This is a genomic window from Candidatus Thiodictyon syntrophicum (genome assembly GCF_002813775.1).
Classification (GTDB): domain Bacteria; phylum Pseudomonadota; class Gammaproteobacteria; order Chromatiales; family Chromatiaceae; genus Thiodictyon; species Thiodictyon syntrophicum.
Genome location: NZ_CP020370.1, coordinates 280,421 through 295,398, shown reverse-complemented (window position 1 = coordinate 295,398; position 14,978 = coordinate 280,421). Strand labels below are relative to the sequence as shown.

The 14,978-nt window shown below is 65.6% G+C and carries 13 protein-coding genes and 1 pseudogene; 3 read left to right on the top strand and 11 right to left on the bottom strand.

Going from position 1 to position 14,978, the window contains the following annotated elements; genetic code table 11:
* Positions 1–208 precede the first annotated feature (208 nt).
* The 3 genes from THSYN_RS01240 to THSYN_RS01235 all read right to left on the bottom strand — a co-directional run bounded on the left by THSYN_RS01240 (position 209) and on the right by THSYN_RS01235 (position 3,895).
* Complete coding sequence (locus tag THSYN_RS01240) at positions 209–1,684, bottom strand: oligosaccharide flippase family protein (protein WP_157817385.1); 1,476 nt, start codon at positions 1,682–1,684, stop codon at positions 209–211.
* Between the two features lie 79 nt (positions 1,685–1,763).
* A complete protein-coding gene (locus tag THSYN_RS33305) occupies positions 1,764–2,567 on the bottom strand; it encodes a hypothetical protein (protein ID WP_157817384.1) in 804 nt (267 codons plus the stop codon).
* Between the two features lie 53 nt (positions 2,568–2,620).
* A complete protein-coding gene (locus THSYN_RS01235; protein WP_100917530.1) occupies positions 2,621–3,895 on the bottom strand; it encodes a hypothetical protein in 1,275 nt (424 codons plus the stop codon).
* Positions 3,896–4,179: 284 nt separating this feature from the next.
* On the opposite strand from THSYN_RS01235, the gene THSYN_RS01230 reads away from it, so the two are divergent.
* Both THSYN_RS01230 and THSYN_RS01225 read left to right on the top strand, forming a co-directional pair.
* Positions 4,180–5,313 (top strand): aminotransferase class III-fold pyridoxal phosphate-dependent enzyme, encoded by a 1,134-nt coding sequence (locus THSYN_RS01230; protein ID WP_100917529.1) that lies wholly within the window; start codon positions 4,180–4,182, stop codon positions 5,311–5,313.
* Positions 5,314–5,341: 28 nt separating this feature from the next.
* On the top strand, positions 5,342–6,322 hold the full coding sequence (locus THSYN_RS01225; RefSeq protein ID WP_100917528.1) for a hypothetical protein: 981 nt from the start codon (positions 5,342–5,344) through the stop codon (positions 6,320–6,322).
* 98 nt (positions 6,323–6,420) lie between these two features.
* On the opposite strand, the gene rsmA is transcribed toward THSYN_RS01225, so the two are convergent.
* From rsmA to THSYN_RS01190, 8 genes and pseudogenes are all read right to left on the bottom strand, one after another.
* The gene (rsmA, locus tag THSYN_RS01220) at positions 6,421–7,260 is read right to left on the bottom strand and encodes a 16S rRNA (adenine(1518)-N(6)/adenine(1519)-N(6))-dimethyltransferase RsmA (protein WP_100917527.1); all 840 of its coding nucleotides are present in this window, start codon (positions 7,258–7,260) and stop codon (positions 6,421–6,423) included.
* 286 nt (positions 7,261–7,546) lie between these two features.
* Positions 7,547–8,062, bottom strand: a complete 516-nt coding sequence (locus THSYN_RS01215) for a methyltransferase family protein (RefSeq protein WP_100917526.1) — start codon at positions 8,060–8,062, stop codon at positions 7,547–7,549.
* Positions 8,063–8,204: 142 nt separating this feature from the next.
* Positions 8,205–8,843 (bottom strand): hypothetical protein, encoded by a 639-nt coding sequence (locus tag THSYN_RS01210; RefSeq protein ID WP_100917525.1) that lies wholly within the window; start codon positions 8,841–8,843, stop codon positions 8,205–8,207.
* Positions 8,844–9,271: 428 nt separating this feature from the next.
* Entirely contained in the window at positions 9,272–9,718 is a 447-nt protein-coding gene (gene hepT / locus THSYN_RS01205) for a type VII toxin-antitoxin system HepT family RNase toxin (RefSeq protein ID WP_100917524.1), read from the bottom strand.
* Positions 9,699–10,013: a nucleotidyltransferase domain-containing protein gene (locus THSYN_RS35605; protein WP_236848907.1), complete on the bottom strand. Its 315-nt coding sequence runs from the start codon at positions 10,011–10,013 to the stop codon at positions 9,699–9,701. The genes hepT and THSYN_RS35605 overlap by 20 nt, the downstream gene beginning before the upstream one ends.
* A gap of 111 nt (positions 10,014–10,124) precedes the next feature.
* Positions 10,125–10,865: pseudogene (locus tag THSYN_RS35130) on the bottom strand (tRNA 2-thiocytidine biosynthesis TtcA family protein); the annotation flags it as partial.
* A 48-nt stretch (positions 10,866–10,913) separates the two neighbouring features.
* Positions 10,914–11,510: a metallophosphoesterase family protein gene (locus THSYN_RS01195; RefSeq protein WP_236848764.1), complete on the bottom strand. Its 597-nt coding sequence runs from the start codon at positions 11,508–11,510 to the stop codon at positions 10,914–10,916.
* A 60-nt stretch (positions 11,511–11,570) separates the two neighbouring features.
* A complete protein-coding gene (locus tag THSYN_RS01190) occupies positions 11,571–12,569 on the bottom strand; it encodes a zinc-binding dehydrogenase (RefSeq protein ID WP_100917522.1) in 999 nt (332 codons plus the stop codon).
* Between the two features lie 181 nt (positions 12,570–12,750).
* Between THSYN_RS01190 and THSYN_RS01185 the strand changes: the two genes are divergently transcribed.
* Positions 12,751–14,889: a PAS domain-containing hybrid sensor histidine kinase/response regulator gene (locus THSYN_RS01185; protein WP_100917521.1), complete on the top strand. Its 2,139-nt coding sequence runs from the start codon at positions 12,751–12,753 to the stop codon at positions 14,887–14,889.
* Positions 14,890–14,978 lie beyond the last annotated feature (89 nt).

Sequence of the window (14,978 nt, the reverse complement as noted above, 5' to 3'; positions counted from 1 at the left end):
GTTCTCGGTCAACGACCCGGAGTGGGCCGTTACGAGTGTGGACGATGGGGGACGGGGCGGGGCCGCGGGTAACCGTGGGACGGCTGGGCTTATCCGCGCTTCATTCGCTATTCAATGGCGCTGCGGGATGGCCGCGGAAGGCCCCGCGGAGCGGATTAGTTCAACAGGGTCTTGGGCGACCGGCAAGCGCCCGGTTACAGGACTAGGGTCACCTTTGACCGTTGCGCGTTTGCCATCCGGCCGTGGCCCGACGCCAAAGCCGGACCATGATTCTGCGCGACACCTCTGTCATTGGACCGCCACCGAGGAGACTCACCAGGACCCATACGCCAGCCGCGAGCGCGCCCGTCATGATCAACTCTTGGATCATTTCGGCGGTCCCCACTCCCGAACAGCCCCGCGCAGCCCATAGGGTTGCGGCGCCGACGGCCGCCGCCAGTACCGTCGCCTGTCGTAGTGAACGAAACAAGACTCCCCAGCGACTCCCCACGAGCGATAATACCGATTTTTGATTCAGCCAGAGATACGCGAGGTTAGGCGCCAGCAGCACCGCGCTCACCACGACCAGACCGAATGGACTGGCGCACAGTATTACCAAGAAGCGGCCACACAGCAGGACCAGTTTCTGCCAGAAAAGGTCTTGGACCAGGCCCTTCGTTATCAAGAGATTGTCTGCAAGCAGAAACGGCGTGGTCAGCATGGCATTGATGGCCGCCCACGAGGCGACCGGGACGGCTTGGCCCCATTGCGCGCCGAAGGTCAAGAGCACCATGGGCTCCGCCTGGATTGCAACGAATAGAAAGGCTGGCCAAGCCACTGAACTGAGCACCGCGAGCCTCCGAAAATAGGCTGTGCTCATGTCCGCGCTCCTGCGGTTCTCTTCGGCGACCTGTGACAACAGAACGCTATGGATGACGGGGCCGGCAAAACTGCCGACGAGGCGGCTCAAGGCCCCTGCCTTATCGAACAAACCCGCGGCAGTGACGCCCTGGGTTCTGCCGAGTACGAGTTCGGGAACCCGCTCGGAAAATTGCGCTACCAGGCTCATGCCCGTTACCCAGCCGCCAAAGGTCACGACTGATTTCACGTGGCGCAGAGAGAAGCAAAGGACCCAGCCCTGAGGCTTGGCCATGATGGTCATCACGACGACTGATAGCGTGGAGATGGAAGCCCCTAACGCAAGCGCGAGAGGCCCTGCCCCGACAAGCGCAAGGCCAACCATCACCAGGGCGCCAGCCACGGCGCTCACCGTCTCGATTGCGGTCAGGGCAAGAAACCGTTGCTCCCGCACCAGCAACGCGTTACCAAGCATGGCCGGTGGGACCAGAAGGCAGTTACCCGCCAGAACATACAGCAGCAACTCGAGCCGATGGTCTCCGAAAAAGGCCGATAACCAACTTGCGCTCAATGCGATAATGCCGCCGAGGATGGTTGACATCCCGGTGCTGACTATCAGAACCGACCCCACGGTTTTGCGGTCGACCGCGGGTGCCCGGACCAGAAAGGTGGAACTCCCGAACTCCCGAAGCGCGTTGAGCAGAGAGGCAACGCCGGCCGCAACGGCAAAGACGCCGAACTCATTTGGCGTCAGCAGGCGGGCGAGAATAACGCCGGCCACGAATTGAATTATAATACCTACGCTGCGGCCGGCCACGACCGCGAGAGAACTGCCAAGCAAGGACACACTGTTTCGCCTATCTTGATCGACATTAGTGGGCCGGATTGCCCGATGCGCGCGCGGTTACGATCGGTGGGCACGGCATTCAGTCCAGGTTGCGGCACGAATGTCCGAGTGACGTCATCAATTGGGTTGCCAGATCTTTCACCTCCGAAGGGTAATCCCGGCCGGCGTAGAGGCGCCCTTTCGTTGCGCTGCGCCCCGTCACTGCCGGCCACGGCGAGAATCGTCTTACTCCGTGCATTGCAAGCGGTACAAACATTGCGTGCTCAAGGAAAAGGCGTCCATGATCATCGACGTGACGGAAGCTATCCACTAAATAATTCAGATAATAATCCTTCGGGCAATGCCAAAACCAGGTGTGGGTGCCGGGCGATAGCCCAGGCCACCATTCGCGTGCCAGTTCCTGAATACGCTGGACATCACCTAGCAATGGATATGCCCGTCCAAGCGCAATGCGACTCAACCACCCGATCTCGCAGGGAAAGCTGGGAAGTCGCGCCCGTTCCGGTTGTTGAAGGGCGGGAAAATTGGCGATGTGAAGACGCCCAGTGACCTTATAGAATGAATGCGCGTCATTTAATGCAATGCTGTTCTTCAGCGCGTGTAAAATGATCAGTCCTTCGCCGAAGCCCTTGCCCCTTGTCATTATGTCGGCCGGCGGCAGATCAAAAGAAAGGACCTCGAGCTCTTTGCCGACTCCGGCTACGTAACTACTCAGCGGAGCCAACAGGTCAGCGCTCCCGCTCCCATCGCAGACAACAATCTGCTGCAAGGTCGGCTCCCGGCACCACAACACGATCGAGCAGTAGGTTTGATGCAGTCGCAAGACGGGATCCGCAATTGCGAGGGCCGGGCCGCCGAGCTGCGGACGAATGGCCGACGTCATCAACAGCGTGTGGCATCGCGGGCCTCTTTCCCTCCAGTGTATCATGTCTCGAATCACTTCGGTGCGGCCCGGGCGACCGGCTCGAACCGAATGTCGGTGGCGGTCGCGCGCAAGGCTTTAACCAGTTCCGGACAGGCTTGCTCCAACGATGCTTTGAAGCGCGCGGCAACGGCGTCGGGCAGCCAGTATTGCCGCGCAGTCTGGAGCGCCCGGACTTGCGCCGGGTAGACCTTTGCGTAGTCCCCGTGAAGGATGCGCCTCACGACCTCATCCACATCCGAGGCGGTTCTGCACAAGAACCCGATGTTGCCGAAGCGGGCAAAGGCATCTTCAATGAACCGGGTTGGCAGCGCGATGATCGGACGAGCAAGGTTCACTGCATCGTAGAATACGCCACTGGCGCCGGAGTCGTAGTAGTCGCCGGTGTACAGCAAGCAGACGTAGTCCAGAGTCGCAATCTTTGCCATGTAAGAGTGTCGGTCCATCTGCGCCGCTGGCCGATCCCGTTCCTGCGCCTTCTCCGAATGTAATTTCAGTGGGCCGGTGTCAATGCGCGCAAGGGCGGATGACAGTCGTCCGACGAGGTGAAATTCCGCCATTCCCGGGGTACGCTCTTCGACCCGTTCAGCAAGGTTCCGAAATGCGAAAAAGCCTTTCGCTTCAGTGGCCTGTCCAAGCAAGCCGAACTTCAAGGGAGTTGACGATGACGATCGGATACCACTGCGTAAGGATTCGCCGGGCATGATGGCGATGTCGAGCGCGAGCAGCATCGGCTCCAGTTGCGGTGAGATGTCAGACCAGGCTGGGATAGTGGCGGCGTCCAATACCAGGAACTTGACCTCGCTCGGGTTGACCCGCTGAATCGCCGATTGGACGTCCCAGCGACGCACGAGAGGATTTCGGCTGCGATGTTGGAGTTCATCGCGGTTGGTGCCATGCAGCATAAAATGGGTGATGACCCTGGTATCCGGGGCCAGGACCGCCGCAATTCTCACGAGTAAAGGCACGAGAAAGCGGTAAAACGAGGTCGTCAGCAGGTAGACGAAGGCATGTGCCTGGAAGGTCTCCCTAAAGAGTTCGCTAACCAGGGCTTCGACTTGCTTACGTCGATACTTTTCGACCAACGGGAGTTCGAAGCTCACCGGGCGGAAGGCCACGGTACTCGCAACATCGATGGGGAGGTGAGCGCGAACGTTCTCAAGGTGGGAGGCGTCGCCAAAGAAGGCGATGGGGGTCGATGGAAATACCTGCCGTAATGTGATCAGGATGCCTGCGTTGAGCACGCTGTGACCGGATCCTCTCAGGGTTGGCTCGAAAACGACGATCATACTGCCGCCCTTAGAATTGGAGATTGCGGGTTGTCATACGCAGGAAAGGCGCTGCCTTTTTGGAAGCACTTTGCTTGCTCAAAATAACCGAACTCACGCGGGGTGTGGTTGGGCGTCCAGGCTACGAATGCCCGCCGTTGGGGGGAATACGAGCGGGGGCGACTGCCGGTCAGGGTGCCAAGGTCACAGCGAGACGGTTCAAATCGGCGCACGCGTAACGTACACTGGCAATTTAGGAGCGAATCCTGCAAAATGCAAATTTCTGACGGCGTATAGGCTTACACATGTCAACTCCTCGCAAGACCGTAACGTTTGCTGCGAATGCGATCCTCCGCAATGTCGATGATACCCAGGTAATCGACCTTTTTGCGGCCAACGGGACGCTGCTGCTCGGGCATTGCCACCCGGCCGTGGTCAAGGCGCTGATCGAGCAGAGCGAGAAAGTCTGGAACACGGCGAGACTCGACACCGACACCCGGGTTCTGGCAACACGCCTCGTGGAGGAGATGATCCCTGCCCGCTTTAAGGTGTCGGGATTCTACTCTACCGGCATGGAGGCTGCTGAGTTTGCGTTGCGTGCGGTCCGGGTGTTGACCGGACGCAAGGATTTCGTGGGTTTTGCCAAGTCGATGCATGGGAAATCCATCGCGACGGCGTTCTTGGCCTGGGATAGCGTCTACGGACATGCGATCCCCGGCGTGACGCGCCTTCCCTTCCCGACCAAGGACGTGGCCGCGGACGTGCTCGCCGCGATAGAACCGGTACTCGCGCGGGGTACCACCGCCGCGGTGTTCCTGGAGGCACTGCAAGGCAGCGGCGGTGGGGCGACGGTGGATGCCGGGTTTTGTCGGGACTTGACGGCACTCTGCCGCACCCACGGTACCCTGCTGGTACTGGACGAGATCCTGACCGGATTTCACCGTACCGGGCCGCTGTTCTTCTACGAGCGCTTTCCGCTGGAACCCGACATCATCCTGGCGGGTAAGTGTATGGGCAGTGGTTTCCCGGTATCGGCCGTGCTGATGCGGCGGAACTTGGAGGTGACGCCGGGGATGCTACCTTACAGTACCTACGCCGAGAATGCCCTGGCGGCGGCGGCGGTAGTCGGTACCTTGCAGGAGATGGCGCGGTTGCCGGTTCGGGAGATGGCTCAGGCGATCGAGGCGCAGATCAGTCGGCACCTCGCGGCGTCGGCACCGGCCGCATTTCAGGTGACGCTGTTCGGCGCCTTATGCATCATCGACTGCGGTAACGGCACGCTGGCCGAGCGCATCGCCGATGCCTGCTATGACCATGGCGTACTGATCAGTCAAGCCGGCCCGATACTGCGGCTGTTGCCGCCGGTGACGATCGAGGCGGCGGTCCTGGAGCAGGCGCTCACTGTGCTCGATGGGGCGATCGGCGCATGCCTGGCCTGACGTTTCCTGATGTTGTGAGGGACTCGAAATGAGCGACACCACGCGGGTCTTGAGCCCCGGCTTGCCGTTGACGACGACACTGTTTCTGGAGCGTCATCTGCCATGGCGCTTCGCCGATTACCTGGAGGTCAAGAACGAACTCGCTCTACGCGGGAAATATCGGGAATGGGTGGAGGCGACCGCGCCGGTTCCGGTCGCCGGGACCGGCGCCGGGGTCGAAGTTCATCAGTTGCTCGGCCATCGCCATGTCGGCATGGGCCTGTGGTCCTTGAAGAGCCTGGTCACAGCGGCCCAGACCGAATTCGGCGTGGTGGTGCACGACGACGGCAGTCTGAATGCGGATGACAGGTCCCTGATGCGCCGACACCTTCCAGGGGTGCAGATGATCGCCCGCGGCGACGCCGATGCAGCCGTGCGTGAGCGCCTCGCCGACTATCCGGCCTGTACCAGCTTCCGCTTCGGCGAGGTGCTGGTCGGCAATCACCGGGGCCAAAGCTATAACATGTTCATCATGTCACTGATCTTGTTCGATATGAACCTGCTCACGGACGCTGACAAGATCATCATCCTCGACGCTGATGTGCTGTTCTTCCGCCGCCCGGACCTGATCGCGGACTGGGCCAGCGACCCCGCCGACACGCGTGTTTTCTATAGCGTCGAGGGCTACGCGCCCAAGCGGGGGCGCGATGGCAACTTCTCGTTCGGCCCGAAGGTGGCGCGCACGCTCAACTCCGGACTGCTCTGCCTCAGCAAATCCCAAGTCTATGACTTGGACCGGATCGAAGCCTGGGTCGGCGGAAATCCGGACCTGATGTATACGTCGCCGGTGTTTGAGCAGCTTTGCTACAGCTACTTGATCAAGTCCCGCGCCGATGCGGTAGAACTCGATCCGGCCCTGTACGGATTCAACTACACGACGCCGGCATCGATCGCGACCCACTTTGGCATGAAGCGCGGCTTTTACGAAAACCTGCCCCGTGCGTTAGCGGTAATCGCTGGCGGGCGTTGAGGCGAGCGCTAGCCCCGCGGTTCGCCGATTCCAGGGTCTGCGTGGTGGCCATCCGCAGCTTCCGGGCTGATTAACACGCCATAGATGGTTGCCGCAGATCAGTGGCTGGGCTGGGGTTTGGCGGTGTCACCGTACTCGGGCTCCGTCTCGGTTACAAGCGTTGGCCTACCGATGCAGTTGGCCAGGCGGACGAAGGCCGCCACGTCCAGGTTCTCCGCCCGCAGCCCGGGGTCGATTCCGGCCGCGGCAAAGGCCGCGGCGTCCGCCAGCCCCATGAGAGCGTTGCGCAGGGTCTTGCGTCGCTGCGAGAAGGCTGCCGCCACCAGGCGGGCGTGGGCCGCCCGGTCGTCAGGCGGCTGCGGCAGGGGCCGGCGAGGGCGCAGGCGCAGGAAGGCGGACTCTACCTTGGGGGCCGGGGTGAAGGCCCCGGGGCCGATGCGGAACAGGCACTCCGCCTCGCACCAGGTCTGCACCATCACCGAAAGCCGCCCGTAGACCTTGTTCCCCGGGTCCGCGGCGATGCGCTCCACCACCTCGCGCTGCAACATCAGATGCAGGTCCAAGACCCGATCGGCCTGGTCCAGGAAGCGGAACAGCAGCGGGGTGGAGATGTTGTAGGGCAGGTTGCCGACCAGGCGCAGCGACGCGGGCGCGCCGCCCAGGGTACCCAGGTCGAAGCGCAACGCATCGGCATTGTGGATGCGCAGGTCTCCCAGCCCCCCCAGGCGCTCGCGCAGGGGTTCGATCAGGTCGCGGTCCAGTTCGATCACGTCCAGTGACCCGGCCCCTTCCAGGAGTCCGCGGGTGATGGCCCCGTGACCGGGGCCGATTTCCACCAACCGCTCCCCCGGGTGCGGCCGGACGGCGTCCAGAATGCGCCGGATGGTCCCGGGGTCATGGAGGAAGTTCTGGCTGAAACGTTTGCGGGGCTGGTGCATACCCGTCAGTGTCTCCCAACGGGCGGCGAGATTCGAGTCCTAATGCGCACCCGGGTGCGATCAGAACTGATGTGGTGACCGAGATCCCTGGTACGCCATCGTTGTCGTTGTCGTTGTCGTTGTCGGATTGTTCGATTACGACAACGACAACGACAACGACGCCCGCTCCGGAAGGTCCGATCGCTGTAGGGTACGCAATGCGTATCCAACGGGATCGGCGTCAACACATCAGTTCCAATCGCACCCCGCGCCCCCTGGGGAGCGTCCCCGCGATTTACGCAGGTCTCTAATAAATAGAGGGAACGAACTTCTTGACCCGGGCGGCATAGGCCTGGTACTCCGGGTGACGCTCGATCAGCCAGCCTTCCTCCTTGCCGGCCTTGTAGTCGAAGAACAGGAAGGCGACCACCAGCAGGGCCAGGTGACTGAGGCTCAAGGTGTAGCAGATCCAACCCAGCGCGGCGAACAGCAAGGCGCTGTAGAGCGGGTGGCGCACGATGGCGTAGACCCCGCTGGTCACCAGTTGACTGTGGTCCACCGGATAAGGCAATGGCGTGATATAGGAACGCAGCGCGCGGGAACCCAGGCCGCCGAAGGCCAGCGCGACCAAGGCGCAGGCCGCCAGGATGACCAGGCGCGGCGCCGTGGTCGCGGCCAGCAGGTCGGGCGTCAGCCAGGGGTTCCAACGGGGCATCAGGGCGAAGGCGAAGAACAGGACGAACTGGAGGGCGACCAGCAGTTCGCCGCGTCGGCCATGCCAGGCGGCGGGGGGTGGGGCGCGATCGATGGGGGCGGGGGGCATGGAGACTCCTGCGGGTTATAGCCCAAAGTCTTCCCAGATGCGGCCGGGGGGCCGATTGGCAAGCCGACGGCGGCCCGCGCCACCCGTCGGGTGCACCGTGCGCACCATGACGACCGCGATTTCTTCGCTCTGCGAATTGGAATCAACTGCTGTGCCGCGTCCCGCGGGCGGCGCCAGGCCCCTGCGCGAGCCAGTCGACCTGGCCGCGGGCCGCACCAGCCGCCCCCGGTTGCGCGGCCTCGATCAGGCGTAACTGAATCGGGGCACCGACGCCGACGGTCGCGCGCCGCAAGGCGCCCAAGTCGACGTACCAAGCCGCCGCACCCGGCCGCTGCACCGCCACGTCGGTGTTGCCGTCACCATCGAAGTCACCGATGACGAAGCGCAGGCGCGGCTGATTGGCGAGGGACACCTCACCCACGATAGTGTCGCGGCAGACCTCCAGCGCGAAGCCGGAGCCCGCAACCGAGGCGCTGATGACCGGATTGAAACTGCCGCTGACGGCCGCGTGGCTGAGTTCGGCCTCGACGATCAACTGCCCCAAGGCACCCAGCAGGCCGGTGACCTGATCCTGAGGCGCCGCGGCGCTGGCCGCGGACAGGTGGGCCGGGTCGCCGACGCCAGGCGCGGGCAGGGGCAAGCGCGCGGGCACCGAACTGCACAGGCCCGCCGACGCGACGGGGAGTTGGTTCGTACCCGGCGTCAGGTCGGTGCAGACCAGGGACAAGCTCCCCACGACGACCGTCAGCAGGGCAAAAAGCCGGTTACTGTGCGTGTTCATGCGTCTATCTCCAACCTTATCATTCTGGTACGGGCGCCGGTCGGCGGGGCCCGGGTGGGGGAGGCTCTAAGTGGCCCCTCCCCTGACCGCCCTCGGTAAAGAGGAGACGGTCACTGGTTTGGCAGCAACTCTCATACCATCCATTCGGGAACCTGCACCGCCCGGCGACCGAAGATCAATTCTTTCAATGGGATGCGAGCGCCTGGACCTAACCGACAGTAAAACCGGAGATAGTCGACAGCACGGGCTTTATTATTTGTTTTGTAAGATATTTATTCCGACGAACCCACACAATCCCGGGGCGCGCGAGCACCGCCGGGCGCGGCCATCACCCTTGGTCGGCGGCCCCAACCTGGGCAATGCTGACCCTTGTGTCACCAAAGGACCAATCGCGGCACCTGGGTGATGGCCTCGTTGCGGCCCGGCGCTCAGTCACGCGGCGGCGCTGATGGTCCGGCGGCAGGCGCCAGATAATCACTGAGCCAGGCGTCGTAGGTCCGGTACAGGGCCAGGGCGGGCTCGACAGCGGCGATGACGCGCCCGAGGTCGATCACGTCGTAGAGATGGGTCAAGAGGTTGCGCATACCACAGGCGGCGATCAGTTCCGCGGCCATGGCGCCGGGCATGGCGCCCAGATCGGACAGGGCACTGAAGATCTCCCGATAGCTCCCCGGGGGCACTTGACCACTCGCCTTGAGTACCTGCAAGGACAGGTCGGCCGCGGACTCACACAGCAGTTGCAAGAGGCGCTCAATCGCATAGTGCTCGCGTCGCCGGCCCGCCGCGTCCAGGGCACCATAGACCGCCAAGTCGTGCAGGTATTGCCGGAAGAAGGCGCGCTTGCGCTCGATGACCTCAAGCTTGGCCGCGGTCATGGCCTGTCTCCCGCATCCGGTCGCGGATCCACTGGGTATCCGCGTAGAGAAAAAAGGCCCGGTCCTGCTCCCGATCAAAGAGCCCCACCGTGTCCTCGAAGAGGCAGCGCCCCTCCCGCATGACCTCGAACCGGGTCAGGGGGGAGGTCGCCGGGCCCAGCACCAGCAGGTCCAGGGCGATACCCGGAACCAGTGCGCCCAGATCGGACCACCAGCGGCCCTGCTCCAGCAGTTCGGGTTGAACCCGGGGCAGGACGGCCAGGTCCAGGTCCCGCCCTTGTCCGTCCCGGGCCACCGAACCGAACAGCACCACCAGCCGCCAGGCGTAGCGCCTGGCGAGCGGAATCAGCGCCGCCGCCAGGGCGGCAAGGTCCGGCCGGGCGCGTGTTTGTTCCGGGACCGCGGTGCCCTCGCCCGGCACCGGCCCCTCGGTCAGCAGCGGCCGCATGGCGTGCAGGAGGTTGGCGAACAACTGCGGGTGCCCGGCCTCCTCCCGCGCCAGCAGGGCCTTGGTGTGCTCGCGGCGGGTGGGCAGGGCGAAACAGGCCGGGCAACTGTCCGCCACCACCGGCAGGGCCGCGGCGCGGGCAAAGTCCGCGGTCTGGCGCTCGCGGCAATAGGCCAGCGGGCGGATGATGCGCAGGTCCCCGGCCTTGTTGACATAGTGCGCCTTCATGGTGCGCAACTGGCCGTTGTGGAAGATCGACATCAGCAGGCTTTCGGCCAGGTCGTCTAAGTGCTGGCCGAGCGCCAGGCAGTTGTAGCCCTGCTCGCGACAGACGCGGTACATGATGCCGCGCTTCATCCGCGCGCAGTAGGCGCAGAAGGAGTCGCCATCCATGTGGGTGCGCGCCTGCGCGATCAGTGGCTGGCGCTCATAGTGCCAGGTCAGCCCCGGGTAGCACTGGGGCAGGTGCGAGGGATCGAAGCCCGGGACCAGCGGGTCCACGGTCAGCACGGCCAACTCGAAGCGCACCGGGGCATAGGTCTGCAGGTGCCGCAGGATGTGCAGCAGCGACAGCGAGTCCTTGCCGCCCGAGACCCCCAGCAGCAGGCGGTCGCCGGCGCGGATCATGCGGTAGTCCGCGATAGCGCGACCCACCTGGCGCAGGAGTGATTTCGGGGGTTTCAGGGCGGGGTTGGGCATGTCCGATGACCGTCCACTTAATTCAATCGGGAATTCGGCTTCGCGGTACTAGCCCTTATGCGACGCCTGAGAGGTCGGCGCAAAGCGGAAAGTCCGGATCGTCCAGCAGTCGACGCCGGCGGTCAGGACCAGGCAGGAGGGGCCGCCGTGGGTGCGGGTACGGCCGGCGGCACCGGGGTTGAGCACCCAGGGCAGGGCCTCCTGATCCAGCAGCAGCCGGTGGCTGTGGCCGTAGACCAGGGCGCGGGCGCGCGGAAACCGGCGGCGCAGCCGTTCGTGGCGCCCGCGCGCCGGGGTCTGGTGGCCATGGATCACGACCAGGGTGCCGCCCGGCAGGGACACCTCGACCCAGCCCGGGAGCCGGTCCAGGACCGCCCGGTCCGCGCTGGGCCAATCGGCCGGGCGATCGTTGTTGCCGCGCGCCGCCCATACGGGGCCGTGCCGCGGTTGCAGGCAGGCGATGACCGCGGCGTTGCCGATATCCCCGCCGTGGACGGCCAGGTCGCAGTCGGCAACCACGGCGAGCACGCGGGGGTCCACCCACCCGTGGGTGTCGGAGAGGATTGCGACCCGCACCGGGGCGGGGTCGCCGGGGGCGGCGGCCGGGCCCGCCGCCGCCCCCGTCGGTGGTACATCCGTCATCATGATGTCCGCGCTCGTTCCTGCGTGGTGTCCCCGGCCGCACGCCGGACCCGGCACCGGGGGTCAATCGATCGTCAGGGCCAACTTGCCGGTCACATGCCCGGCCTCGAGCAGCTGGTGGGCCTGCGCGGCGGCGGCCAGGGGGAAGGTCTGGGAGACGTGGATCTTGAGTTCCCCGCTGTCGATCAACTTGCCGCAACGGCGCAGGATCTCACCCTGGTGGGCCAGGGCCCGCGGCAGGTCGCGCAATTGGGGCGTGAGCATCAGTTCCAGACTCAGGCGCAGGTTGCGCACGCGCGCCTCCTTCAGATCCAGGTCCGGCCCCGGGTCCAGGATGGTCACCAGGTTGCCGTAGGCAGCCATGGCCGGGATGGTCTGGCGGAAGCACGCCGGACCCACCGTGTCGAGGGCCACATCGACCCCGCGCCCTCCGGTCCACTCCATGACCGCGTGTACCAGGTCCTCCTCCCGATAGTTGATGCAATACTCGGCCCCCAGCGCATGGGCGAAATCGGCCTTCTCCGGGCCGCTCACCGTGGTGCAGACCCGCGCCCCGGCGAGGCGGGCGAGTTGGATCGCGACATGCCCCACGCCCCCGGCCCCGGCGTGGATCAACACGGTCTGATCGGCGGCGAGGCCCGCCCGGTCGCTCAGGGCCTCCCAGGCGGTCAGCAGGACCAGGGGGGCGGCGGCGGCCTCGGCAAACCCGAGCGCGTGCGGCTTGGCCTGGGCCAGATGGTTATCCAGACAGATGTATTCGGCATAGTTGCCGACCGGGCCGCCGAGCCCACCGTGACAGAACCAGACCTCGTCGCCCGGCTTGAAACGGGTCACGTCCGCACCAACCGCTTCGACCACGCCCGCCCCGTCGCAACCCGGGACCAGCGGGAATCCGGCGGGCAGGAGCGCCCCGTTGGCGCGAATCTTGGTGTCGACCGGGTTGACCCCGGCCGCCATCAGGCGAACCAGGATATCATCCGGTCCGGTCAGTTCCGGACGGGGCCGCTCCACCAGTTGGAGGACCGCGGGTCCGCCGGTCTTCTGTATCTCGATCGCGCGCATGGGCACTACTCCCGGAATCGTTTCGTCAAAGGGTCTAACAGTAGCCTTGTACCGGTCGGCATGACAACACCATGACGCTAGGATCTTCATCCATCGCCCCCGCGGCGGCCGTGCCGGTCGACGCCGCGCGTCGCCCAGCGGCCGCGGCCACGCGCCGGGCGGCTGCCGGACACCCGCGACCATGAGCGACCAGGCCCCCGATTGCAATAGTCTCAAGACCCGGATCAGCGACTTGGAGCGTCAGGTGGCGCGCCTGTCGGTGGTTCACCGGGAGTTGATCGAGACCCGCGACCGCCTGGACCGTGAGCTGGAACGCTTCGCGGGCATTCAGTCCTACAATACCCGTGCCATCGCCGTACGCGACCCCGGGCAGTTCGCCGCCATCACCGCCGAGGCGGTCCTGGAACTGTTCGAGCTGGGGTTCGCGCTCCTGTGGCCGACCGCCCCGGACGGAACCCCGGCGGACGCCCCGACGGCCGCGCTCGGCATCGCCCCCGACGCCATCCCCGGCGCGGCGTTGCGCGAGTTGCTCGCCGCGGAGCGCTTCCGCCGCAGTCGCACCGGCTGGTGGGGACCCGCCGACCCCCCGCCCGTCGCCCCCGCCGGGACGCATCAACTGGTCATCAGCGCCTGCGTCGGCCCGAGCGGCGTCAGCTTCGCGCTGGTCATCGGCGGGGTGGCGACGGGCGATCGGGACCATTATCGCGGGCTGGTCGCCGCGCACCTGGAGTCCTTCGCCGTCTTCGCCCAGCAGATCGGGGCGCTACTCCAGAACCGCAGTGATCAGGCGACCATCGAGCACCAGATGCAGCAGTTGCGACTCGAACAGGAGCGCCTCGACATGGCCGTGGAGGGCAGCAACGCGGGCCTCTGGGACTGGGACCTGGAGACCAATCGGGTCCACCTGTCGCCGCGCTGGAAGGCGATGTTGGGTCATGCCCCCGCGGAGCTGCAGGATACCTTTGCCGAGTGGGAGGCGCGCGTGCACCCCGACGACCTGGGGCCCTCCCGGGAGCGGGTGCGCGCCCACTTGATCGGTGTGACCGAGATCTATGAAAACGTCCACCGACTGCGCCACAAGGACGGGCATTACCTCTGGATCATGGCCCGCGGGCGCGCCCTGCGCACCGCGGCGGGCCGTCCCTACCGGATGGTGGGCATCCACCTGGACGTGACCGAGCAGCGCCGGGCGCGCGAGCAGGCGGAGGCCGCCAACCGCGCCAAGAGCGAATTCCTGGCCACCGTGAGCCACGAGATTCTGACCCCCATGAACGGGGTGCTGGGGATGCTCGAGTCATTGCAGCACAGCGGCCCGACCCCGGAGCAGGCGCCGCATCTGGCCACCGCCCGCCGCTCCGCCGAACACCTGCTCGACATCATCAACGATATTCTGGTCCTGTCCACGATCGAGGCCGGGCGCTTCGCGGCCGAAACCACCCCCTTCGCGCCGGGTCCCGTGCTGACGGCCGCCGCCGACGCCTTTCGCGACGCGATGGCGGCCAAGGGGCTCGACTACCGGGTGGACCTGGCCGCCGGGCTGCCCGATTGCCTGCTGGGGGACCCGGCATGCCTGACGCGAATCCTGCGCAACCTGGTGGGCAACGCGCTCAAGTTCACACCCGCGGGCACGGTAACGGTCGCGCTCGGCGGGCGGCCCCTGCCGGACGGTCGCTTCGAGCTGGCGCTCACCGTGCGCGACACCGGCATCGGCATGACCCCCGAGACCCAGGCGCGGGTCTTCAGCCCCTTCACCCAGGCGGACGGGGGCACCACCCGGGCCTACGGCGGCGCCGGCCTGGGGCTCGTCATCTGCCGCCGGCTCCTGGACCAAATGGGCGGGCGCATCTGGATGCAGAGTGAACCGGGCCGGGGTTCGGAGCTGCAGGTCCGCCTGCCCTTGGCGCCCGGCAGCGCCCGGGCACCGGAGCCGCCACCGCGGCCCCGCGCGCGGCGCGCCCTGCTGGCCGAGGACAACCTGGTCAACCAGAAGGTCGCCCGCCGCATCCTGGCCGGACTGGGTCTGGAGGTCCTGGTCGCGGACGACGGGCGCCAGGCCCTGGAGGTCTTCGCCCAGGGCGGTATCGACATCGTGCTGATGGACATCCAGATGCCGGTGATGGACGGTTACGAGGCCACCCGCCGCCTGCGCGCCCTGGAGGCCGAGCGCGCCTGGCCGCGCACCCCGGTGCTGGCGGTCAGCGCCAACACCAGTGCCGAGGACCGGGACCGCTGCCTGGCCGCCGGCATGGACGCCTTCGTCGCCAAACCGACCAACGCGGCCGGGTTCAAGGCGGCGCTGGCACGGTGGGTGGAGATCTAAGAGATTTCGCGCGGATTAGGCCTTGCGTGTCGACCGAGCATTGCCCCAACACATCCTCACCATTGTCGCCGCTTCGCCCTGATATACTG